Source organism: Pectinatus frisingensis (genome assembly GCF_015732285.1).
GTDB classification, from domain to species: Bacteria; Bacillota; Negativicutes; order Selenomonadales; family Selenomonadaceae; genus Pectinatus; species Pectinatus frisingensis.
The window spans coordinates 1-24189 of the sequence record NZ_WIQU01000062.1 but is presented as its reverse complement, the minus strand read 5'-3'; the positions used below and the strand labels follow the sequence as shown (position 1 = coordinate 24189).

Genomic DNA, 24189 nt, shown 5'->3' with positions numbered 1-24189 from the left:
TGACCAGCAGTTTTATGACAACTGCCAATCAATGTGTTTTTTATTGCCGATTTCATATTAACTTATAACTAAATTATTTATATTGCATTCTAATCCTGCCCGTCGACTATTCCCAAAATCTGTCCTATTTGCAAATTCACTCCGAGCACATTTACTGTAGGTTCCCCAAATACCCCCAAAAATCTATCTTGTGTATTATGCGCCACAATATCTTTCAATACATCTTCCGTAAGTCCTGTATTTTGTGCCAGTGCGGGAATCTGCACTGCAGCTGCAGCCGGACTGATATGTGGATCAAGTCCCGAACCGGAAGCCGTCAGCAAATCCGTGGGGATGTCTTCTTTGGCAATTGTCGGATTTGCCGCTAAAAAAGTATTCATGTCATTTTCCACTCGTTCTGCCAGTTCAGGATTAGTTGCTGAATAGTTTTTAGACCCAGAGCTCACTCCACTATAAGTACCATCATCCTTTTGTTCCTGAGTATAAGTATTGTAATCAACCGCCGAAGGACGTCCCTTCATAAACCGCGGATCACTAAAATCCTGCCCGACAAACTTTGATCCTACAGCTGTACCATTAACCTTGATTATACTGCCATTGGCCTGCACCGGAAAAATCAGCTGACTCAATCCGGTCATCAGCAACGGATACCCTAGCCCACACAACAGTAAAAAAAATATTGTCACTAAAAAAGGCCTTTTAAACCCCTTTATTACTTCAAGCATAAATATACCTCCCATTAGCATACATACCACTGTTATATTCCCCATCGTCTTAGCATACAAAACTGCTCAGGCATCTTTGCTGTATCCTGCTTTTTATAAAACATGAATACATTATAGAAAATTTACTATCTGCACTTATCAACCAGAGCATGTTCAAGTATGACCGGCCAAATTGATTAAATTTGAGTCCCACAATGCGAATAATGTTTTTATTTATAAACCAACCATTGACAGTAATGGTGCAATTACCATATCAATTACTTTTATACCAATAAATGGAGCAATTATACCACCCAATCCATAAATCAGCATGTTATGGGAAAGCATTTTTTCCGCACGCTGCGGTTCATATTTTACCCCTTTCATCGCCAACGGTATCAAGCAAGGAATAATAATCGCATTAAACAGTAGTGCCGACAATATTGCGCTGTAAGGTGTAGCCAGTGCCATTATATTTATCACTTTCAACTGTGGAATAACGACCATGAACATTGCCGGTATTATGGCAAAATACTTGGCAACATCATTGGCAATGCTAAACGTTGTTAATGAACCGCGCGTAATCAAAAGCTGCTTGCCGATTTCGACAACATCCAGTATTTTTGTCGGATCTGAATCAAGATCCACCATATTGGCAGCTTCTTTGGCTGCCGAAGTACCGCTGTTCATGGCAATGCCTACATCAGCCTGGGCTAAAGCCGGGGCATCATTAGTTCCGTCGCCGGTCATTGCTACTACTTTACCTTTGGATTGTTCTTCTTTTATCGCTTTTATCTTATCTTCCGGTTTACAGGCAGCAATAAAGCTGTCCACACCGGCTTCCTGTGCTATTGTGGCTGCCGTCAGCGGATTATCCCCCGTGCACATTATTGTCTTGATACCAACGGCACGAAGCCGTGCAAAACGTTTTACCAAACCGGGTTTTATTGTGTCTTTCAAATAAATAACACCATAAACCCTATTATCAACACTTACAACCAGCGGTGTTCCGCCTAGTTTGGCCACATCATTCACTTTTTCTTCCAAATCAGTTGGTATATTTCCGCCATTTTCCTGTACATAGCGGCAAATGACATCATAAGCCCCCTTGCGTATTTTCCTGCCATCCGGCATATTTACCCCACTCATCCTGGTCTGTGCAGTAAAGTCAATAAATTCCATATCCGATGAAACTGTTTGTTTCTTACCGCCTAAACCATACCCCAGCGTGATTATAGATTTTCCTTCCGGAGTGTTGTCTGACAAAGAACTGACGACAGCACTGTCTATCAATTCCTGTTGTGGTATATTACCCACAGTAATAAATTTTGCCGCCATCCGGTTACCATAAGTGATTGTTCCTGTCTTATCCAAAATCATCGTATCAACATCACCGCAGGCTTCAACCGCTTTGCCGGACATCGCAATGACATTAAACCGCGTAACCCTGTCCATACCAGCGATGCCGATTGCTGAGAGCAAACCGCCAATCGTTGTTGGTATCAGACAGACAATCAATGCTATCAAGGTAGAGATTTGCAACTGCACGCCACTGTACACGGCCATTGGATAAAGTGAAACGATAACAATTAAAAATATAATTGTAAGACTCACCAATAGTGTATTTAATGCTATCTCATTAGGTGTTTTTTTCCGTGCTGCCCCTTCGACAAGTGCAATCATTTTATCCAGAAAAGATTCCCCTGAATTTGCTGTTATCCTGATTTTCAACCAATCACTGATGACCTCAGTCCCCCCGGTAACTGAGCTGAAATCACCGCCATTTTCTTTTACCACCGGAGCTGATTCCCCGGTAATGGCTGATTCATCGACCGATGCGATACCTTCAATAATCTCACCATCATTAGGAATTATCTCACCGGCTTTGACCAATACTATATCACCTTTTTTTAATTTGCCGGCACTTTCTATTTCATCTGTACCATCAGCTTTTATAATACGAGCCTGCATATCTTTCTTAGCATGCTTCAGACTTTGTGCCTGTGCCTTGCCGCGACCTTCAGCTACGGCTTCCGCGAAATTAGCAAACAATAATGTTACCAGCAAGATTAAACTCACAATGCCATCATATAAACGCAGGTTAGTTCCCTGATCACCAAACAATCCTGGAAAAAAAGTCAATATCAATGTAACAAAAAAACCTATTTCCACTACAAACATCACTGGATTTTTCATCATATAAGACGGATTTAATTTTACAAAAGAATCTTTTACCGCGTTTTTTAATATATCATCTGTGATAAATCTCTGTTTTGTCTTTCTACTCATCAATAGCAACCTCCTCAATTGAATAAGGCCAGATGTTCAGCAACAGGCCCCAGTACCATTGCCGGGAAGAATGTCAAGGCCGCAATGATTAAAACTACCATAAACAGCGAAATGGCAAAGGTAGTTGTATCTGTTCGTAAAGTACCGATTGATTCGCTGACTGGCTGTTTCATTATCAATGAACCGACTATTGCCAGCTGAATTATCATTGCCAGATAACGGCCAAAAAACATTGCCAAACCAGTTGTTATATTCCAAAAATATGAGTTATCGGCGAGTCCCTCAAAACCTGAACCATTATTAGCTGCCGAAGATGCATATTCATATACTACTTGTGAAAGTCCATGGTAACCTGGATTGGTTATCCCCGCCAGACCGCCGGTCGTTGAAAGTGCCAGCGCCGCAAAAAACAATATAATAAACGGATGGATAATGATTGCCAATGCAGTGAGTTTCATTTCCCGACCTTCAATTTTTTTACCGAGGTACTCTGGTGTACGTCCAACCATCAGACCGCAAATAAATACTGCCAAAATAGCATAAACCAGCATATTCATAAGGCCGACGCCTTTACCGCCGAACACGACATTGAGCATCATATTCATCATGGGTACAGCCCCCCCTAATGGTGTCAGCGTATCATGCATATTATCAACGGAACCAGTTGTAAACGCTGTCGTTACAGTTGTAAAAAGTGCCGACTGTGTTACGCCAAAACGATCTTCTTTTCCTTCCATACTGCCCATTGACTGACTCAATCCAATATTTGCTAATATCGGATTTCCCTTACTTTCTGCCGACCAGCATATACCAAGACCAATTATGAATATTGCTGCCATAACTGCAAAAATGGGACGTGCTTCACTGCCGAACCAGACTGTTTTTTCCTTGCCGCCAACAACAGTCTTTTTTCTGCGGCTGCGTACCATATGCCCAAAAGCAATCACACATGACCCCGGCATCAACATCATAGACATCATTTCTATCATATTAGTAAGTACATTAGGATTTTCAAACGGTGCTGATGAATTTGCTCCAAAGAAACCGCCGCCGTTAGTTCCTAAATGCTTGATTATTTCCATTGAAGCAACAGGCCCCATGGCAATATCCTGATAACGTCCTTCGATTGTCTGTACTGTTACATTAGGTGACAGATTCTGCGGTACCCCTTGTGAAACCAGCAACAACCCGACAACAATTGAAATTGGCAGCAATACTCTGGTAGTTATTCTCGTAAAATCAACATAAAAATTACCAAAAGTTTTTGTTTTACCTGCCAATCCACGAATAAAAGCCATTGCTACGGCGAATCCGGTGGCTGCAGAAGTAAACATCATAAAAGTAATCACTGCCATCTGGCTAAAATATGACAATCCTGATTCACCGGCATAGTGCTGGAGATTGGTATTGGTCATAAAACTAATAATTGTATTAAATGATAAAGTCGGCTCCATATTGCCTATTTCATTAGGATTAAAAACAGGCATCACCTGAATACGCAAAATCAAATAACCGACAAACACCATTACCGCATTAGTTGCCAGCATAGCCATTGCATATTGCTTCCAACTCATTTCTTCCTTTTTTATCCCGCACAAACGATAGATAAATTTGTCCACCTTATCAAACACCGGATCAGCAAAGGTGTGTTTTCCTTCGGCAATATGATAGAGATATTTTCCCGTTACCAGTATGAGGGCTATAAAAACTATTAAAAATAAAACTACTTGTGTCATTATTCCTTTTCCCTCCGTTAAAATTTTTCCGGATTAATTAACGCATATAGCAGATATATTGCCACTGCAATGATTAAAACGCCTATTAACAGCATGACTAATTCCTCCCTACGATCTTTTATTAAGCCGTTCACACCAGTCGGCTAACAACTTAATCAGTAGAAAACCGATTACCAGTACGCCAATCATCAAAAAATCCATCTTCAATTCCTCCTGTATCAACTTAATTCTTGAACATTGTAGCATCTAAATCATTAAGTTGGTGTAAGAGTTTCTTGCAGGAAATTAAGATCGTATTAAGATTAATTATTTTTTTTAAACCCCTGCTACAATAAAAATGACAATATATTGATCGTGCCGAAATAATTAATATTTGTCCTGCGAACTTACACTCCCCGGTAAATTAAAGTATAATTATAACAATAGTAATTTTACGAGGTGAAAAATCTTGGTTGAATTCATAATAGGAACTGCCGGAACCGGTAAAACCAGTCGCTGTCTCAGCGATATCCAACAACAGCTGCAAAAGTTTCCTGAAGGAACCCCTTTATTGATGATCCTGCCGGAACATATGACATTTAAAATAGAACGCCGCCTGGCTATATTAATGAATGATAAGGGTGGTTTTTCCCGGGCTTTTATTTTCGGATTTCGTCGGTTATGCCAAAACATTCTAAACCGCGAGGGTGGAGCCATCACACCGCATATCACTGAAACAGGTAAAAATCTGCTATTGTCACGCATTGTCCTTGAACATAAAGACGAGCTGACTGCTCTTGCCAAAGCTGCCCGGCAGCGCAATTTTACTGTTTCTTTAAATACCATAATCAGTGAACTAAAAACCTATGGCGTATCGGCCTCAGCATTGCAAAAAACGGCTAAAACTCTTACCGATGAAGCCTTGCAGCAAAAATTAAATGATATTTCTATACTCTATGACGCTTTCAACGCAGCCACTGACGGACATTATAATGACTCCGAAGACATGCTCGCGGCGGCAGCACAAAAAATAACTGCCCCTGGCTGGCTAAATAAGTGTGAAATATGGATAGACGGATTCATCTTCTTTAATCCACAGGAACTGGCTATTTTAAAGGCTTTATTTAAAATAGCTAGTACTATCCACGTCACTTTATGTATTGATAGTCTGCAGGATACAGCCAACAGCAGTGAAACTGCCCTTTTTCACCGTCAATATCAAACGTATCAGGAAATACAAAGTATATGCCATGAACTTAATCTAAAAACAAAAATTACACTGCTCACCGCCACACCTCGTTTCCTGATGCCGGCGCAAAAAGCTATTGCCCGGAACATGTTTTACTTTCCACTGAAAAAAGCTGCCGAAGCTGATGGCATTATTATAGCCGAAGCCGCCAACCGGCGCTTGGAAGCCGAAGCGGCAGCCATTGATATCATTCGTTTATGCCGCGAAGAAAAATTTACTTATAATGATATCGGCATCATCACCCGCGATCCGTCCTATGATTTTTTACTGCAGGCAGTGCTCAATGACTACCAGATTCCTTTTTTTAGTGACAGTAAACGGTTGTTTATTCATCATCCGCTGGCCGAATTGCTGCGTTCCTGTCTGGAAGCAGTCCGTACCTGGCAATATGAACCACTAATGAGGTGTTTTAAAACAGATTTCTTTCCGGTAACACGTGATGATGTCGATTCATTAGAAAATTATTGCCTCGAATTTGGTATTCGCGGCAAAAAACAATGGCTGTCGGCTGAAGACTGGCATTATACCCGTCGACCGTTATCCGACGAGCCATTATCCGTTGAAGAAACGGATTATCTTGCCAAAATAGACAATATACGCCGCCGATTAACAGCTTCACTGCAGCTGTTGTCTACCGGATTGAAAAATGCTGCCACAGCGCGGGATATAACACAAGTGCTTTATCAATTCCTCACTTTGCTCAATGTTCCGGACAAACTTACCCTATGGCAAAAGCAAGCCGAAAATTCCGGTGAGCTTGCGCTGGCCGAAGAACAGCAACAAATCTGGTGTGATGTTGTCGAACTTTTTGATGAAATTGTCGAAACCTGCGGTGATGAAGAACTTTCCTTAAAAGAATATTCTGCCATATTGAATGATGGCTTGGAAAGTCTGCAAATTGCTTTGATACCTCCGGGACTCGATTATGTAACTCTCGCATCCTTTGATCAAAATAGTCTGGAAAATAAAAATGCCATTTATATAATCGGCGCCAATGATGGCATTATGCCCCGTCGTGTAAAAAATGAAGGACTGCTGACCGATTCCGACCGGCTCTATTTATGCCAGTCAGGTATTAACCTGCCGAACGGTACTGGCGCTGACAACTTTTTAGAAACTTTCCTGTTATATAAAGCTTTTACACTTAGCCGCTGCTATCTGTGGGTATCTTACGCATTAGCCGATACTGAGGGCACTGCTCTAAATAAATCTATGCTTATAGATCGTCTTCGCTTTATTCTGCCCCTGAAAAAAAACCAGCTAATCTCTGTCTTACTCGGAAATAACTCCGCCGCCGGTGAAACACAGTATGTAGTAATACCGCGCCGCAGTATTTCCCATCTGACAATGGCACTGCGTCAATATAAGGAAAAAGCCACGCTTGCCGATTTTTGGTTTGACGTCTATAACTGGCTTTTAAACCAGCCGGACTATCAGGCACCGTTATTTACCGCACTGGCAGGCTTATTTACCACCGCACCGGATACATTGCTCCCACCCGGGCTTACTTCGCGCCTTTACACTAAAAACGGTTTTCTCAGCGGCAGTGTCACCCGTTTTGAAGAATTTCACAACTGTCCTTTCAAACATTTCGCCAACTATGCTTTAAAACTGTCTGAACGGCGGGAGTTCAGTTTTGCAGCACCTGATCGCGGTATTCTTCTGCATGAAACTATGCGGACATTCGGAGAATTACTATTACAGCAAAAACGCCGCTGGAATGAAATAACCAGACAGGAACGCCACGTTCTTTGTCAAAAAATTGTAGCTGAACTTTCCTCCCGTCTGCAAAATAAAATATTACTTAGTACCCGTCAGTATCACCATCTCACTAAAAGGATTGCTCAGACAGCTGAACAAGCTATTAACCGTCTCAGTGAATTTTCCGCTCATAGTGATTTTTCCACCATTGCCTTGGAAAAAGCTTTTGGCGCCGGCAGTATTTCTCTGCCGCCACTCATTTATGACCTGGATAATAATCATAAAATCAGTCTTATTGGTCAAATTGACCGTATTGATGCTGATAGCAGCGGCCGTTACTTTCTCATAATAGATTATAAATCCGGCAATGCTTACATTAACCTGACTGAAGTTTACTACGGTCTCAGATTACAGCTTTTAACCTATCTTCTTGCAGTGCAAAATGGCACGCAGAACCTGAAACTTGCTGCTGATACCATACCCGCCGGTATCTTGTACTGCTTCTTAAAAAGTACCCTTTTGACCTTCGACCGGCAAGTATCTGACGAACAAATAAGAACCGAGCTGATAAAACGTATGCGTATGCCCGGCTGGGTTCTAATGGACCCGGACGTGATAAAAAAAATTGACGACTCAGCTTCATTTATCAAAGTCCGCTTCAATCGTGATGGCTCGATAAGCAAAATCAGCCGTTCTACCGTGAAAAGCACCGATGAGTTCAATGCTTTGCTGGAATATATGGATAAACTGCTGGTAGACACCGGCAATCGCATCTTATCAGGAGAAAATTCCGTTACCCCTTACAAATTAAAACAAAATGTTGCCTGCACATTTTGTCCTTACATGGCATTATGCCGGTTTGATATAACCGTCCCCGGTTATCATTACAATGAATTGCCTGATCTTGATGATGACACGATAATGCGGCATATCACCAATAAAACTCATTAATTACAGTATATGTACTGTCCCATAAAAAAACCTTGATTGAAAAATTTTCAATCAAGGTTTTTTTGCTAATTGCAACAATTATTCCCCGGAATATACATCAACAATAAAATTACTCACCGTGACCGCCTTGCATTTTTTCTTTATTACCGCAGCCCTCGACGCAAGATTAGTCAATGTTATTCCTGCTTTTTTATTAATGCGGATCACCGCCAGTGAAACTGTCATCAATGGATATCTTTGCATTTTTTCTTTTCTGTCGTGCGCCATAATGTATTTATTTGCCAGGTCTTCCGGTGAATAAAATTTCTTTGTTTTACAATCAAAACTATCTATTATCATCTGACATACTGTCGTAATCTTATCAACCGAAATAATTGCTATAAAATCATCACCACCAATATGTCCCAAAAAAAACTTGTCAGCATACTTGCAAAGTGTTTCATTAAGCAATTTTGCGGCAGCGACCAGTACTTTGTCACCAGCTTCAAAACCATAGCTGTCGTTATACGCCTTAAAATTATCTATATCAACATAAATAACACCAAACGGCATATCTTTTTTTAAACAGTGTATTAAATTCCATTCTATAGCATCATTTCCTGGTAAACCTGTTAACGGACTGGCGTGCCGGGCACTATTCAATTTAACTTTAGTAGTAATTTCGAGTAACTTTTTTATCGTAACAGTCCCATAATATTTACCGTCTCTTACCACGATTATCGAATCATACATGTACCGTGCCTGTCTGTTCAATGCCTTCTGCGCAACTTCCTCTATTGAAGTTTCATAATCTACCACCAAAGGATTTTTATCCATAATTAATCTAATTGGTCTGTTGCAGTAAAGCGACATTCCATATGCAGTAGCTAATTGCTGATAAAAAATATTGTGGTTCAATATTCCTACCGGAACAGTCTCATCAACAATGATTACATCCAGCGGTTCCTTCAAAGACTTAAGATACTCCAAAATAATATGACCCGGTGTATCAGAGCTAAACGTATCCTGCCTGATAATTATTTTCCCAATAGTTATATTAAGCAGAGTATTCATACTAATAATTTCCTTATTCTCATATGCTTTTTTTATCTGCCCTACGACACAATCACTTATTTCTTCCAGTCTCGGTTTTGGTTTAGCAAGGAAAAAACCCTGTCCATAATCAATTCCCAATTCTATTAAAAGTTCCAGTTCCTCTTTTCTTTCAATACCTTCAGCTATTATTTTAATATTCGCCGCATGGGCAAAATCGACCAGTGCTTTCACTACCGATCTTTGAACATAATTTTGGTCGATATTACTTATCAAGCCAATATCAAGCTTGATAAATTGCGGTGATATCTGCACCAACAGGTTAAGTCCGCTGTACCCTGCGCCAAAATCATCTATTGCTATTTGATAATTTTGACATTGATAATTTTTCAAAACCGAACGAAATATTTCATAATCGTCTACCGCAGTTTTTTCACTTATTTCAAAAACAATATTCTTAGTGTTTAAATTACATTGCTTTAAAAATCTGGCTGTTGTTCCCTGATGAAAATTATTGTCATACAAAATTTTTGCATCAACATTCAAAAACAATTCTCTGTCGTTAATATTCTTTTCAGCGTGGCTGATTGCCATACTGCGGCAAAGATAATCAAGCTGCCACAAACATTTTTCCATCTTGGCAGCGGCAAACAACTTATCCGGATGGTACAGGCTGCTGCCTTCCGGTCCACGGCTAAGCGCCTCATAAGCAAAAATCATTCCTGTCCTTAAGTTAACAATCGGCTGGTATACTGGTGTAATAAGCTTGTTACATAAAATTTTCTTAAGCTCCCTGCCTTCATTCAATAATAATCCTTCTCTCCCTATCAACTGATTCGATTTTACCAGATTATTATTATACCTTTATTAACAAATTGTAAATTATCCGCTAAAATAATGCCGCAATTTCATATTTACTGCTATAGAGAAAATGAACCTACAATATGTTTAAATGCCAAATAAAAACAGACTGAAATTACTGAAAAATAAACAGCAAAATCCATATAACCTGTAACCGAACTCACACTCTATCAAAAAATGGTGATTTTCCCTTAGCCGCAAGTGGAATACCGATGACTTGACGGGCTGTTCCGCCCAGAAATTTCAGATTCATGCCGGCTCGGCCCGCCGAAAACATTACTCTGTTATCAATTCTGTTATCCGCCGCTACAGACACTGCCGAACCGATTGCAATTCCCAGATCCATCGGATCATATGCACATAAAGCCCCATTTGACAGTGCTTCCTGACAATTTTTAAAGTTACAGTATCCACAAGCTTCATTGAGTCCCCGTACACTAAGCCTGACTCCCAGCAATACAACAGCAGCACTGCTGCGTATGCATTTGGCATCACGCAGGAAAAATGCCAAGTTATTCTCTTTACCGATTCGTTCCATTTCAGCCGCCATGCGGTCTTTTTCTTCTGCCGTGATTATACAGGTCAGTATATGATCCGTACCTCTCGTTTTTGGTGCAGTGCGGGCAGCTGTACACATCTTTTCGGCAACAGCCAAAATGACTTTTTCTTCTGCTTCATTTCCCATGATAAGCATTATATTCTCTCCCTCATTACAGATAAATAAACATCGGATAAATATTAAACCCGATGTTTTTTCTATATATTGCCTCTTTATATTAATTACCCAGTTAATGCCTCTATTATACTTTATTTACCTGCGCAATGCAAAATCAATTGACCTACTATTAAGCAGAAAAAAAGTCCCCTACAGCAAAAAACAAATAAATTTGCCATAAGGGAACCAATTAACCAGAATAACTCATAATATCATCAAAACTATAAAATTTACAATTGACTCAATAGCTTTTGTACTGCCGGCAAATAACTGTTCCGATCAAAATTGAACACTTCGCCGGTTTTACGTACTTTCACCTCAATTATATTTTCCTTAACAGCCTTAGGTCCTATCGTGATTCTCACCGGATAACCGATTAAATCAGCATCCTTGAATTTTACACCGGCCCGTTCTTTTCTGTCATCCAAAAGGACATCTATTCCGGATTTTTTCATTGCGGTATAAATTTCTTCCGCCAATTTCATCTGGGCACTATCTTTTGCATTTATTGCTACTATAACAGCTTCATAAGGTGCTATCGCCTTCGGCCAAATAATGCCGTCAGCATCATGATACTGCTCTATTGCAGCAGCCATCGTCCGACTGACCCCAATACCGTAGCATCCCATAACAAATGGCTTTTCCCTGCCGTTTTCATCAAGGAAAGTTGCCCGCAAAGAACCTGAATATTTTATTCCCAGCTTAAATACCTGTCCGATTTCGATACCACGTGTCAGCTGCACCGGAGCTCCGCAATGCGGACAGGGATCCCCATCCTTTATCTGGCGGATATCTTTTACCAGAACATCGCCAAAATCACGCTGCGGATTGACATTTATATAATGTTGTCCTTCCTCATTGGCACCACAGCAGGCATTTTTCATATTCATTACACTTTGGTCAATTACAATAACCGTATCCTTCTTGAGCCCTATAGGCCCAGTGAATCCCGGCACACCACCAAATGCTGTAATAGATGCTTTTTCAGCCATATGCAGTTCTACTGCACCTACAGCATTTTGCAGCTTTACATCGTTTACATCATGGTCACCACGAATGAAAGCAAAAATCACTCTGTCCTTTTCATCCTGGAACATTACTGCTTTAATGCTCTTTTCAATCGACAGATGCAGATATTCTATAACTGCTTCTATAGTCTTTGTACCTGGTGTGGCAACTTTTTTCAATTTCTGTTCAGTTTCATCACCGGATTTAATGGCTGACAGTTCGGCCTTTTCAACATTTGCTGCATAATCGCATTTTGTGCAGACAGCTATCTGTGATTCACCCGTTTTGGCCAAAGCCGTGAACTCATGAGTATTGCTGCCACCGATGGCACCACTGTCGGCTTCCACCGGCCTGAATACCAGTCCACAGCGGCTGAAAATCTTAGTATAAGCATCATACATTTTCTTATATGATACATCAAGCCCGGCTTCATCTTTATCAAAAGAATACAAATCCTTCATAATAAACTCACGGCCGCGCATGAGACCAAAACGAGGACGTATTTCGTCACGATATTTATTTTGTATCTGATAAAGCAGCAACGGCAGCTGTTTATAAGAACGCACCTCATTGCGTATCAAATCAGTAATTATCTCTTCATGCGTCGGGCCAAGGCAAAATTCGCGGTCATGCCGGTCATTTAACTTGAACATTTCTTCACCGAACACATCCCAGCGGCCCGATTCTTTCCAAAGCTCTGCCGGCTGCATAATTGGCATGGCAATTTCCTGCCCGCCGGCCGCATCCATTTCTTCACGGATTATCCGTTCAATTTTACGTAAAGTCCGCCAAGCCAGCGGTAAATACGTGTAAATGCCGCCAGCCGCTTTTCTTATAAAACCGGCTCTAAGCATCAGCTTGTGACTCGGTATTTCGGCTTCTGCCGGTACCTCTCTCAATGTAGGGGCATAAAGATTAGATGCACGCAATTAAAAAAACTCCTCTTTTGATAATTTACGGTCCGCATATTATAAGATTCGATCAATTTCTTTAAACAGCTCTTCTACTAAATCGGCCTCCGGTACTTTACGAATTATTTGGCCTCTGCAGAACAGCAAGCCTTCACCCTTGCCGCCGGCAATACCCAAATCGGCATCGCGGGCTTCCCCAGGACCATTTACCACACAACCCATAATAGCAACTTTTATTGGTGCCTTTACATCAGCCAGTTTCTTTTCGACTTTATCAGCTATCGCCTGTAAATCAATATTACAACGACCGCAGGTCGGACAAGACACCAAAGTTGGTCCATATTCCCTCAAATCCAGTGACTTTAAAATTTCATTAGCCACTTTTACTTCATTTACAGGATCACCGGTCAATGAAATCCGAAAAGTATCACCGATACCTTCCGCAAGCAATGCGCCGATACCGACTGCCGACTTGATAATTCCCGTATGTACAGTTCCCGCTTCAGTTATACCAAGGTGCAGTGGATAGTCAGCCGTCTCACTCATTAAGTGATAAGCGGCAAGTGTCAATGGAACATCATGTGCCTTCAAAGATATCTTAATATCATGAAAATCCATGTTTTCCAATATCCGCACATGCTGCATAGCACTTTCAACCATTGCCTCCGGCGTCACCTGCCCATATTTTTCCATTATCTTTTTGTCAAGTGAACCGGCGTTCACTCCGATACGTATAGGAATATCTTTCTTTTTAGCTGCAGTCACAACTTTGCGCACTCTGTCAGCATCACCAATATTACCGGGATTTATCCGCAGAGCATCAATGCCGCGTTCAATTGCCGTCAATGCCAACCGATAATCAAAATGGATATCGGCTACCAAAGGCATATTAGTATTTTCTTTTATATTACTTATATTTTCTGCTGCCGTCATGTCCGGTATTGCCATACGCACAATATCACAGCCGGCTGCCGCCAATTTGTTTATTTGATTTATGGTTGCCTCAGTGTCCTCAGTCTTTGTATTAGTCATCGACTGCACAGAAATGGGCGCTCCGCCGCCAATCTTAACCTTACCGATATGAATTTGTCGGGTAGGTCTTCTCTTTATCATTATTACGCGTTTTCCCCCGCTCATTCAGATATCTTGAAATACATCACAAAACAACTTTAAGGCACACAAACATGCTAAAGATTTTAACCGAATAACCGAGTAAAATCCTGTGCCGTTGCAAAAAACATCAGCATTAGCAGTAATGCCAGCCCTACAAACTGTGATTTACGCATTAAATCCGGACTGAGAGGTTTACCTCGCAGAGCTTCTACCACCAAAGTAAAGAAATGTCCGCCATCAAGCGCCGGAACCGGCAACAGATTGATTATTCCCAGGTTGATACTCAGCAAAATCATAATATTAAGCACTGATTGAACTCCCAATTCAGCTGCCTGACCAATTATCGTAGCTACACCAATCGGCCCGGCCAAATCAGCATGAACAGTTCCCATAACCATTCCGCCGATAGCCGCAATCATTGCATAAGTGATATATACGACCTGCTTGCCGGCCATCACCACTGCATCAGGAAAGCTTATCGGCGTATGCCTTGTTGCCGCCATTACTCCGACCATGGCTTGTTTGGCTGTTTTATCATATTCCGGTATCACACTGGCCGAATGTTCTTCTCCATTACGCAGATAGTCCATTTGCAACACTTGTCCATCAGAATTCTTTACTTTTTCGGCAAAATCTTCCCATGTTGCAACTTTCTCACCATTTATTGCCACGATCACGTCACCCGTCTTCAAACCCGCTTGTGCCGCCGGTTTTTGTGACACGACACTGCCAAGTTCCGCCTGCGTTACCGGTGTTTGTATACCTGATGTGACAAGAATTCCAAAAATCAATACATAAGCCAAAAATATATTCATCGCCCCACCGGCGACAATGACAATCATTCTTTGCCATACCGGTTTTGCCCAGTAAGCACGGTCACCGGCCTCTTTATCATCCTGCTCCATACCGGCTATTTTATTAAAGCCGCCTAACGGTATACTCCTTATGGAATAGACTGTTTCCCCCCGCTTAAAACTGCACAGCTTAGGGCCAAAACCTATGGCAAATTCATCTACCCGCATACCGGTAAGTTTAGCCGTAATAAAATGTCCCAGTTCATGAACAAGAACCAATACGCCGAACACTACCACCACGGCAACTACCATTGTTATACTAAACATAAGTATCCTCCATCATAACAAAACATTCTACAATGAACATGCCAAATATTATCCGCTGCCGGCCCAAATTATCTCACAGATAACTTTTCTACCAATTTGCGGGCAAAACCACGCACCGCCGCATCAACTGCAAAAAATGTTTCAGCCGTCACATTTTGGATAACGTTGTGCTTTTGCATCGCCTGCTCGATTATCGAATAAATATCCAAAAATCTAATTTTCCCCTTCAGTAAGGCATCAACTGCCACTTCATTGGCCGCATTGAGGACACACGGCATTGTACCACCGATTCGTCCGGCTTCATAGGCAAAATCTATACCCTTAAAAGTATCGGTATCCGGTTGTTCAAAGGTCAGCTGCGGCATATTCCAAAAATCAAGTTTTTGCGCCGTCAGACCAAAACGCTGCGGATAAGTCAGTGCATACTGTATAGGCAGGCGCATATCAGCAGTTCCCATCTGCGCCATTACAGTACCATCCACATACTCTACCATTGAATGAACAATGCTTTGCGGATGGACTACTACTTGAATTTTATCATAAGACATGTCATAAAGCCAGTGGGCTTCAATTATTTCTAAACCTTTATTGACCAAAGTAGCGCTGTCAATGGTTATTTTTCTGCCCATTGACCATGTAGGATGATGCAGACATTCTGCAATATTAACATGCTCGAGATCTGCCGTCTTTTTACCGCGAAACGGTCCACCGGAAGCTGTAAGTAATAGCTTGCTTACTTTATCCCGCTCATTTCCCTGTAAACACTGAAAAATAGCACAATGCTCACTATCGACCGGCAGAATACTGACATTTTTCCGAACGGCCTCCTGCATTACTATCTCACCGGCTACAACCAGAGTTTCCTTATTTGCCAATGCAATATTTTTTCCTGCTTCAATCGCAGCCAATGTCGGCCTAAGGCCGGCAAATCCCATCAATGAAGTTACCACAGTATCAGCTTCATCGATCACAGCCGCTGCAATAAGGCCTTCCTTGCCTGACAGAATTTTAGTTGTTCCGCTATAGCGGGCTCTCAGGCGATCTGCTGCATCTTTATTATATAAAACGGCTGATGCCGGCTTAAACTCATTTATCTGCTGCTCCAATAATTCATCATTATTATTGGCAGCCAACGCACTTATACTGAATAAATCAGGGTGCTGCCGTACTACCGATAAAGTCTGTGTACCGACAGAACCGGTGGAACCTAATACAGAAATATTTTTCATCTATTTACCTTTCCTATACCAAACACCGGGACATGGTAACCACTTTTTAAGTATTTTATAAAACTGCCAATCAAAATTCTCCATTTGAAGACGGCAAAGCGTAGTGAGTGTTTTTGCCCTAAACCCTCCCGTCATGGCTGAGCGGTACGGTGGGAGGGACAATTGGAGGGCTTTAAAGAACGTAGTTCATTATACCTAATAAATAGTACTATCAAAACAGTTGACCATTAAAGAATAATAATACAATGTATTAAAAAACACAATAAATGTTTCTTTCTACCTCATAAAAAAATCACTAACCCAAAGGCTCTCCTCAAGATGTAAAAATATGGTCAGTATCTTTCGACATGCTTTAAAGAATCACTAACCTAAAGGCTCCCTTCTAGGGGAGCTGTCGGCGCAGCCGACTGAGGGGTTACCCTTAAACAAGCCAATATTTTGATACGGAAGTTTAAAGAGTAGACCCTCCCGCCATGGCTGACGCCATGCCACCCTCCCTGTTAAGGAAAGCTTTAAATACTGGCTGAATCTGTTAACACACAGCCCAGTGTCCGCCATACAGTATAAATCATCTAAGCAAGAGATTTCATACCGTTTCACTTTAAATTCATTTAAGTATATATGCCTGACCCAGCATATAAAAATAATAAACCAACGGTGCCGTGAACAACAGACTATCAAATCGATCCAGCACACCGCCATGTCCGGGAATCAAATTCCCCGAATCCTTTATCCCAGTGCAACGCTTAAACATTGACTCCACCAAATCGCCCAAAGTAGCCACTATAGCAATGACGATCCCCAGCAGTGCCATCGGCAGCAGTTCAAAACCAAACAACATTCCCAGCAGCATAAGTGCCACAGCTGAGCCGGCAGTACCCCCGATAAGCCCCTCTATTGTCTTTTTAGGGCTTACCTCAGGGCATAATTTATGCCGGCCAAAAAAATACCCCGTAAAATAAGCAAATGTATCACTTGCCCATGTACCAATAAGCGCGATCCATAAGAACAGACAACCAATTGAAATACTATACGGTTCAACCAACTTATCAGCAAACATCAGACGCAGCTGGGTTATGTAATAAAAACCGCCGCCTATATAAAAGATACCAGTTATTGCAATACAAGCTTCAATCGGTGAAAAAGTCTTATGGCAAAAAACCATCTTCAATAAAAATATTGCCAGAATAATTGCTCCTATAGGCATAAAAAAGCTTAAATCAATATTGCTCTCTACCGTGCCACTCAATGTCAGACATGCCGCGGCAACAGTCCCGGTCCAAAGCGGCAGATTCATGTTCTTATGTTTAAAAGCGCGGACATACTCCTGCCATGCCAATACCGCCAAAGCGGCACTGCACAGCATAAACAAAAAACCACCCTGCATTATCACTATAAAGGCTGCGATAATACCGATTATTCCCGATATTATTCTCGTTTTCACTCTCAGTCCTCCATATCATTTACTCAGGCCGCCAAATCGCCGGTCCCTTGTCTGATAGCTCTGCACCGCTGCCGCAAAATCATCCGGCTTAAAATCCGGCCAATTTTTTTCTGTAAACCAAAGCTCGGCATAAGCGCACTGCCACAGCAGAAAATTACTGATTCTCATATCCCCGCCGGTCCTTATCAGTAAATCTACCGGCGGCTGATATGCCGTATACAGATTATTATCCACCATCTGCTCATCTACAGCAGATGCATCCAGTTTTCCCGCAGCGGCCATCTGAGCAATTTTCCTGACCGCCATAACTATTTCATCGCGGCCGCCGTAATTGACCCCTACATTTAAAGTGAGCCCGGTATTTTCTGCCGTCCTGTCTTCTGCATTATATACCTGTTTTTGCAGATTTTCCGACAATTTTTCTACATAACCAACCACTTTGAGCCTTACATTATTTTTATTCATTTCTTCTATCTCCGAATCAAGATAGTAAGAAAACAATTTCATTAAAAAATCCACTTCAGTTATCGGACGCTTCCAATTCTCCGTGGAGAAAGCATAAACAGTGAGATATTTTATATCAATGGCAGAAGCTGCCTTAACGATTTCCCGCAGAGCATCGACCCCTTTTTTATGGCCGGCTGTACGGGGAAGGCCGCGCTTTTTCGCCCAACGTCCATTACCGTCCATTATCACGGCAACATGAACCGGCAGCAAAGCTTTGTCCAGATTGTCTAAAGCTGCTTTTCCCTCATTTTTTTCATTTTTATATAAAAACTTCTTCCACATACTTATAATAACCTCTTCGTTATGTCTAATACAAAATAGGTCCCTCTCCACAATAGCTAAAAAGAGAAGAGGGACCTTTTATCAGGGAGCTTCAATAGCTGACGCCGGGCAGGCAGCCTGACAGGCACCGCATTCTATGCAGGTGCTTTCATCAATTTCATAATGTTTTTCACCTTCGGAAATAGCGCCTACCGGGCAGGTAGCCGCGCAGGTGCCGCAGGAAATACATTCATCAGTGATCTTATATGCCATAATTTACACCTCCTTTCGCATTTTGGCGGCAGCCATAAGCTGCAAAACACCATTTTCAAGGTATTTTTCCCTTACAACATAAAGTATATCTGGATTTACCCTGAAAAAACCTCTATCCGGTGGAACGGTATAATCTATGACAAATTCCTTTTTCTTACTTTGCAAATCTATAACAGCGCTTGTCAAAAGCTGTCCCACATATTCCATAATCAAACTTCCATTATTTCTTTTTCTTTGCCGGTCTTTATATTATTAACTTCACTGACATATTTGTCAACCAGTTTCTGCATATCTTCCTGGGCCTTTTTAGTTTCATCTTCCGTCACTTCTTTTGCTTTTTCCATTTTTTTGACGGCGTCATTGGCATCGCGGCGCAAATTGCGCAGCGCTATTTTTGCTTCCTCTGCTTTCTTATTGACCGTTTTGACAAGTTCAGCCCTACGTTCCTGAGTCAGCTGCGGAATAGAAAGCCGTATAACATTGCCGTCAGAGTTAGGGCTAAGCTCCAGATCTGATTTCATAATAGCCTTTTCGATAGCATGCAGCAACGATTTTTCCCACGGTGCTATCACTATCATCCGTGGTTCCGGAACCGAAACATTGGCCACTTGATTGACCGGTGTCGGTGTTCCATAGTAGTCCACCATGACTCTTTCCAGCAGTGCCGGTGTAGCCCGACCGGCGCGCAATGAACTATACTCCCGTTTCAACGAGTCGATTGTCTTCTTCATTCTATCTTCACTTGATGTGAATATATCCTTTATCATCATTTTTCCCCTCCGATGACCGTACCTATAGATTCTCCCAAGGCCGCCTTCAAAATATTGCCAGATTTATCAATATTAAATACAATAAGAGGAATCTTATTATCCATACACAAACTGGTAGCCGTAGCATCCATGACTGCCAGACCGCGCTGCAGTACCTCAATATATTCCAGTGTGTCAAACTTTTTGGCATCAGGATTGCAATTAGGATCACAATCATATACGCCATCGGTGTTTTTTTTGGCCATGAGAATAACGTCGGCTTCTATTTCTGCCGCCCGCAAAGCCGCCGTCGTATCTGTAGAAAAATACGGATTACCGGTCCCGGCGGCAAATATTACTACCCGTCCTTTTTCCAAATGGCGCACAGCACGTCTTCTGATGTAGGGTTCTGCCACCTGACGCATTTCAATGGCCGATTGAACACGTGTCGTAACATTGATCTTTTCCAAAGCATCCTGCATTGCCAAAGAATTCATCACTGTGGCAAGCATCCCCATATAATCGGCAGTTGTCCGATCCATTCCCTTAGCACTGCCGGCAAGTCCCCGCCAGATATTACCGCCGCCAACTACAATGGCTACTTCCACACCTTTTTGATAAACTTCCTTCACCTGCTGGGCAATTGATTCCACAACTACAGGATTTATTCCAAATCCTTGATCTCCAGCCAAAGCTTCACCGCTTAATTTCAAAACCACACGTTTATATTGTTTTACCGTCAACGATACATCCTCCGTCTAATATTAAATTGTTAATCAGGCATAATCATTTTCTATCCATTATTATATAATATCTCATATCTTCAAAAAAGAGAACACAAACTTTGTGTTCTCTTTTTGTTTTTTCCGTATATTATCCCTTCGCCGCAGCCATTACTTCAGCAGCAAAATCATCAGACTTCTTTTCGATCCCTTCGCCCAGCTGATAACGGGTAAAACGGCGTATGGAAATATTTTCCCCGACTTTGGCAATCTTAGCCGTAACCAAATCAGAGATACTTTGATCCGGATCTTTAATGTAAGCCTGATCCATAAGGCATACTTCCCTATAATACTTTTCGATACGACCGTCCACCATCTTTTCAACGATTTTTTCCGGTTTGCCTTCAGCCAGAGCCTGTTCACGCAAAACCTTGCGTTCATGATCGAGTTCCGCCGGATTGACTTCTTCACGACGAATGCATTTAGGGTTGGCAGCAGCTATCTGCATAGCAATATCACGGGCAAATTCTTTAAAATCATCCGTACCGGCAACAAAATCGGTTTCACAGTTCACTTCCACCAATACACCAATACGGCCATTACCGTGAATATAAGAAGTAACAACACCTTCTGCCGCTACACGATCAGCTTTTTTAGCCGCGGAGGCCAATCCCTTTTCCCGCAAGAAATCAACGGCCTTTGCCTTATCACCATCACATGCCGTCAAAGCCTTCTTGCAGTCCATCATTCCTGCTCCGGTCTGTTCACGCAGTTCCTTTACCATTGCTGCTGTAACATTTGCCATTAATGAAACTCCTCCTGTAAAAAAAGGGGCAAAGGGATAACATTCCCCTTACCCCCTCTTATATTTTAATTTTATTGTTGATTAATCTTTTACCGTTTCAGCTTCCTGGTCAGATTCTTCTTCAGCATCTTCGCCGCCTTGACGGCCTTCAAGAACTGCATCAGCCATGCATTCAGTCAAAAGCTTAACTGCACGGATAGCATCATCATTACCAGGAATAACATAGTCGATTTCATCCGGGTCACAGTTAGTATCGACGATTGCCACGATCGGAATATCAAGCTTTCTGGCTTCAGCTACGGCAATATGTTCCTTGCGCGGATCAATGACAAACAAAGCTCCCGGCAGTTTGTCCATTTCTTCGATGCCGCCTAATGCTCTTTCCAGTTTATCCTTTTCCCGGCGCAGCATCTGCACTTCTTTTTTGGTAAGAACTTCAAATGTGCCGTCTTCTTCCATAGCTTCAAGTTCTTTCAAACGATTGATGCTCTTTCTGATCGTACCAAAGTTGGTAAGCATACCGCCGAGCCATCTTTCATTTACATAATACATGCCGGCCTTTTCAGCCTGTTCCTTTACTGATTCCTGAGCCTGCTTTTTAGTGCCGACAAATAATACCGACTTGCCTTCTTCAGCAATTGAACGGACAAAGTTATAAGCTTCGTCGATCTTTCTTACGGTCTTCTGTAAATCAATGATATAAATACCATTTCTTTCAGTGAAAATGTACTTAGCCATTTTCGGGTTCCAGCGTCTGGTCTGATGACCAAAATGAACGCCTGCTTCTAATAATTGTTTCATGGAAATAACTGCCATGATAGTGCACCTCCTGTTTTATCCTCCACATATCCGTACTGCGGTTACAAACCTTGTGACAGGCACAGCGCCGCATATAATATGTGTGTGTTTTTACACCGTCAAATATTATATCATAAAAAAAATCCGCTGGCAACTAAAAAACAGCCTCCGCTGTTTGCGGAGGCTGCCAGGCTATGACCCATCAAGCCATAGTCAGATATTGCTCTGATAAACTAGATACATCAAGATCAGAAGAAGAATTCAACTGAACCGTAGATTCTATTGAAATCAGCATCATTTCCAGCAGTATCAGTACCCAAATCTTTACCTTTGAAATAACGCAGTGAAGTCAGGATATTCTGGGCAACAGTCCACTGACCGCCAACTTCCCAGCCTTTATAGCCACGCGCTGCAGCATCATAAGTAGGAGCAATGGTAGCGAATTCACCAAGATAACGATATGCAGTATAAAGACCCCATGTACCGGCTTTAGTAGAATCAGCACCCTTATATGCTAAAGTGATATCATAAGCCTTGTCCTGATCGTCGCCCTTATAACCAGTTTCTGCATCAAGATTACTCTTTGCATATACGCCATAGATATTAAAATTATTATCAAATTTATAGCCTAAACCTGCTGACCAGATATTATCATTGTCACTGCCGGCTTTTTGATATTCCGATAACTGAGCCTTACCAGATGCAGAAGAAGCATTATCTCTATCAATATTTCTTAAAGAATAGTAGCCAGCCACGCCGCTAAGACCCTTAGCTGCCGGTTTGTATCCAACTTCAAAGGCAGCATAATCCCCCGTTCCATCATAAGCTGTGGATCTACCAATATTAGCATCAGTGTCAAAATCATAACGACCGACAACAGCTTTTACATAGCTGGTCTTGTTTTTGCCAAGATTCCATTTGAACTGGGCACCGCTGATATTATCATCGATGATCATACCGGAACCCATTACATCATCACTGTAGGTGTCGAGTTTGCCGAGTTTGGTATCAGCACCGAATAAAGGACCTTCCACATAGATACGGTCAACAACTGTATCGCTCTTATCTGTACCGCCATTAGCATTGTTGCTGCCAGTTACATTTGTACTGCCGCCGTTATTGGCAGAAGCAGAGTTGGAATAGTATCTGATACGGGCATTAGCAGTCCATCCGCTGTTGCCGATGAAAGCCTTTGGCATCAAACGGAATTCATACTGGCTATCGTTAGTTCTATCTCCACTTTCAGCTTTATCACCTTTGTAATAGTACTTTAATTCGCCGCCCCATTTAACATTGTCAGATTTCTTTTCGAGATCTGATACTCGAACACCGAGGTTGTCGAGTTCTTCAGAGAATTCAGCAGCCAGTTTGTCAACAAGAGCTTTATCAGCTTTGTCGATATCGGTCTTGGTCATGGCTTTTGCTACGATCTGAGCCATTTCATAACGGGTCATTGTTTCCTGACCTTTGTATGTGCCGTCGCCATAACCGTCAACGATACCGTCAGCAGGGTCAAAACTATGTCGCAGTATTGCCCAGCTGTCAGCCGGTACATCGCTGAAAGGATTAGCTGCAGCAAAAGTCGTGCTGGCAGCACCGATGACTAAAGCACCGGTAATCATTGATACGAGAGTTTTTGTTTTCATCAAAAATTCCTCCTAAAATTTTGTGTCCAAAATCTCAGCAGGGAAATCGTATGAGTATCCACGTTTCCTCAACATTTTCGCCTTGCCTGTTTTGAACCTGTGACCATATTACCATATCGTTAAAAAAAAAGCAAGCTATTTTGAATTTTTTCTGACATATTTTTATCCGTTATTTATCCTGTTGTTTCAAGCTATTTTATATAAATAGTTCATACTTAATTACTTTTTTCCAGAATTGTAAGCGTAAATAATCTGTATTTTCCTAATTATAAAAATAAAATTCAATGTATTGGCGAACGTGATAAATGTTTCCTTTTTTTATAAGGAATCACTAACCCAAAGGCTCCCTTCCAGGGGAGCTGTCGGCGCAGCCGACTGAGGGGTT

The 24189-nt window shown here is 41.7% G+C and carries 20 protein-coding genes; 1 reads left to right on the top strand and 19 read right to left on the bottom strand.

Features of this window, described 5'->3' with window-relative positions:
* Positions 1-89: 89 nt before the first annotated feature.
* The 4 genes from I6751_RS11080 to kdpF form a co-directional block, all read right to left on the bottom strand.
* The gene (locus tag I6751_RS11080) at positions 90-725 is read right to left on the bottom strand and encodes a K(+)-transporting ATPase subunit C (RefSeq protein WP_196590276.1); all 636 of its coding nucleotides are present in this window, start codon (positions 723-725) and stop codon (positions 90-92) included.
* A gap of 213 nt (positions 726-938) precedes the next feature.
* A complete protein-coding gene (gene kdpB / locus I6751_RS11075) occupies positions 939-2993 on the bottom strand; it encodes a potassium-transporting ATPase subunit KdpB (RefSeq protein WP_196590275.1) in 2055 nt (684 codons plus the stop codon).
* A 14-nt stretch (positions 2994-3007) separates the two neighbouring features.
* Positions 3008-4729, bottom strand: a complete 1722-nt coding sequence (kdpA, locus tag I6751_RS11070; protein ID WP_196590274.1) for a potassium-transporting ATPase subunit KdpA — start codon at positions 4727-4729, stop codon at positions 3008-3010.
* Positions 4730-4746: 17 nt separating this feature from the next.
* Positions 4747-4824, bottom strand: coding sequence for a K(+)-transporting ATPase subunit F (gene kdpF / locus I6751_RS14145; protein WP_182188697.1), 78 nt, complete (start codon positions 4822-4824; stop codon positions 4747-4749).
* 353 nt (positions 4825-5177) lie between these two features.
* Here kdpF and addB point away from each other — a divergent pair, with 353 nt between their 5' ends.
* Entirely contained in the window at positions 5178-8609 is a 3432-nt protein-coding gene (gene addB, locus I6751_RS11060; RefSeq protein ID WP_231037773.1) for a helicase-exonuclease AddAB subunit AddB, read from the top strand.
* 78 nt (positions 8610-8687) lie between these two features.
* Here the strand turns inward: addB and I6751_RS11055 are convergent, their stop codons facing one another.
* The 15 genes from I6751_RS11055 to I6751_RS10985 form a co-directional block, all read right to left on the bottom strand.
* A complete protein-coding gene (locus I6751_RS11055) occupies positions 8688-10448 on the bottom strand; it encodes a GGDEF domain-containing protein (protein WP_196590273.1) in 1761 nt (586 codons plus the stop codon).
* A 214-nt stretch (positions 10449-10662) separates the two neighbouring features.
* Positions 10663-11196: a ferredoxin domain-containing protein gene (locus I6751_RS11050; protein WP_182186039.1), complete on the bottom strand. Its 534-nt coding sequence runs from the start codon at positions 11194-11196 to the stop codon at positions 10663-10665.
* Positions 11197-11447: 251 nt separating this feature from the next.
* A complete protein-coding gene (locus tag I6751_RS11045) occupies positions 11448-13154 on the bottom strand; it encodes a proline--tRNA ligase (RefSeq protein WP_196590272.1) in 1707 nt (568 codons plus the stop codon).
* Between the two features lie 39 nt (positions 13155-13193).
* Positions 13194-14249 (bottom strand): flavodoxin-dependent (E)-4-hydroxy-3-methylbut-2-enyl-diphosphate synthase, encoded by a 1056-nt coding sequence (gene ispG, locus I6751_RS11040; RefSeq protein ID WP_196590271.1) that lies wholly within the window; start codon positions 14247-14249, stop codon positions 13194-13196.
* A gap of 83 nt (positions 14250-14332) precedes the next feature.
* Positions 14333-15370, bottom strand: coding sequence for an RIP metalloprotease RseP (gene rseP / locus I6751_RS11035; RefSeq protein WP_229711315.1), 1038 nt, complete (start codon positions 15368-15370; stop codon positions 14333-14335).
* A gap of 68 nt (positions 15371-15438) precedes the next feature.
* Positions 15439-16599, bottom strand: a complete 1161-nt coding sequence (locus tag I6751_RS11030; protein WP_196590270.1) for a 1-deoxy-D-xylulose-5-phosphate reductoisomerase — start codon at positions 16597-16599, stop codon at positions 15439-15441.
* 607 nt (positions 16600-17206) lie between these two features.
* Entirely contained in the window at positions 17207-18043 is an 837-nt protein-coding gene (locus I6751_RS11025) for a phosphatidate cytidylyltransferase (protein ID WP_196590269.1), read from the bottom strand.
* A 15-nt stretch (positions 18044-18058) separates the two neighbouring features.
* Entirely contained in the window at positions 18059-18832 is a 774-nt protein-coding gene (locus tag I6751_RS11020) for an isoprenyl transferase (protein ID WP_196590268.1), read from the bottom strand.
* 81 nt (positions 18833-18913) lie between these two features.
* On the bottom strand, positions 18914-19084 hold the full coding sequence (locus tag I6751_RS11015; RefSeq protein ID WP_182186051.1) for a DUF362 domain-containing protein: 171 nt from the start codon (positions 19082-19084) through the stop codon (positions 18914-18916).
* A 3-nt stretch (positions 19085-19087) separates the two neighbouring features.
* Positions 19088-19291 carry a hypothetical protein gene (locus I6751_RS11010; protein ID WP_182186052.1) on the bottom strand — a complete coding sequence of 68 codons (204 nt, stop codon included), beginning with the start codon at positions 19289-19291 and terminating at the stop codon, positions 19088-19090.
* Positions 19292-19293: 2 nt separating this feature from the next.
* Complete coding sequence (frr, locus tag I6751_RS11005; RefSeq protein ID WP_182188700.1) at positions 19294-19851, bottom strand: ribosome recycling factor; 558 nt, start codon at positions 19849-19851, stop codon at positions 19294-19296.
* Entirely contained in the window at positions 19851-20576 is a 726-nt protein-coding gene (pyrH, locus tag I6751_RS11000; protein WP_182186054.1) for a UMP kinase, read from the bottom strand. The genes frr and pyrH overlap by 1 nt, the downstream gene beginning before the upstream one ends.
* A gap of 130 nt (positions 20577-20706) precedes the next feature.
* Entirely contained in the window at positions 20707-21360 is a 654-nt protein-coding gene (gene tsf / locus I6751_RS10995; RefSeq protein WP_196590267.1) for a translation elongation factor Ts, read from the bottom strand.
* Positions 21361-21441: 81 nt separating this feature from the next.
* Positions 21442-22176: a 30S ribosomal protein S2 gene (rpsB, locus tag I6751_RS10990; RefSeq protein WP_196590266.1), complete on the bottom strand. Its 735-nt coding sequence runs from the start codon at positions 22174-22176 to the stop codon at positions 21442-21444.
* Positions 22177-22406: 230 nt separating this feature from the next.
* Complete coding sequence (locus tag I6751_RS10985; protein WP_196599099.1) at positions 22407-23804, bottom strand: S-layer homology domain-containing protein; 1398 nt, start codon at positions 23802-23804, stop codon at positions 22407-22409.
* Positions 23805-24189 lie beyond the last annotated feature (385 nt).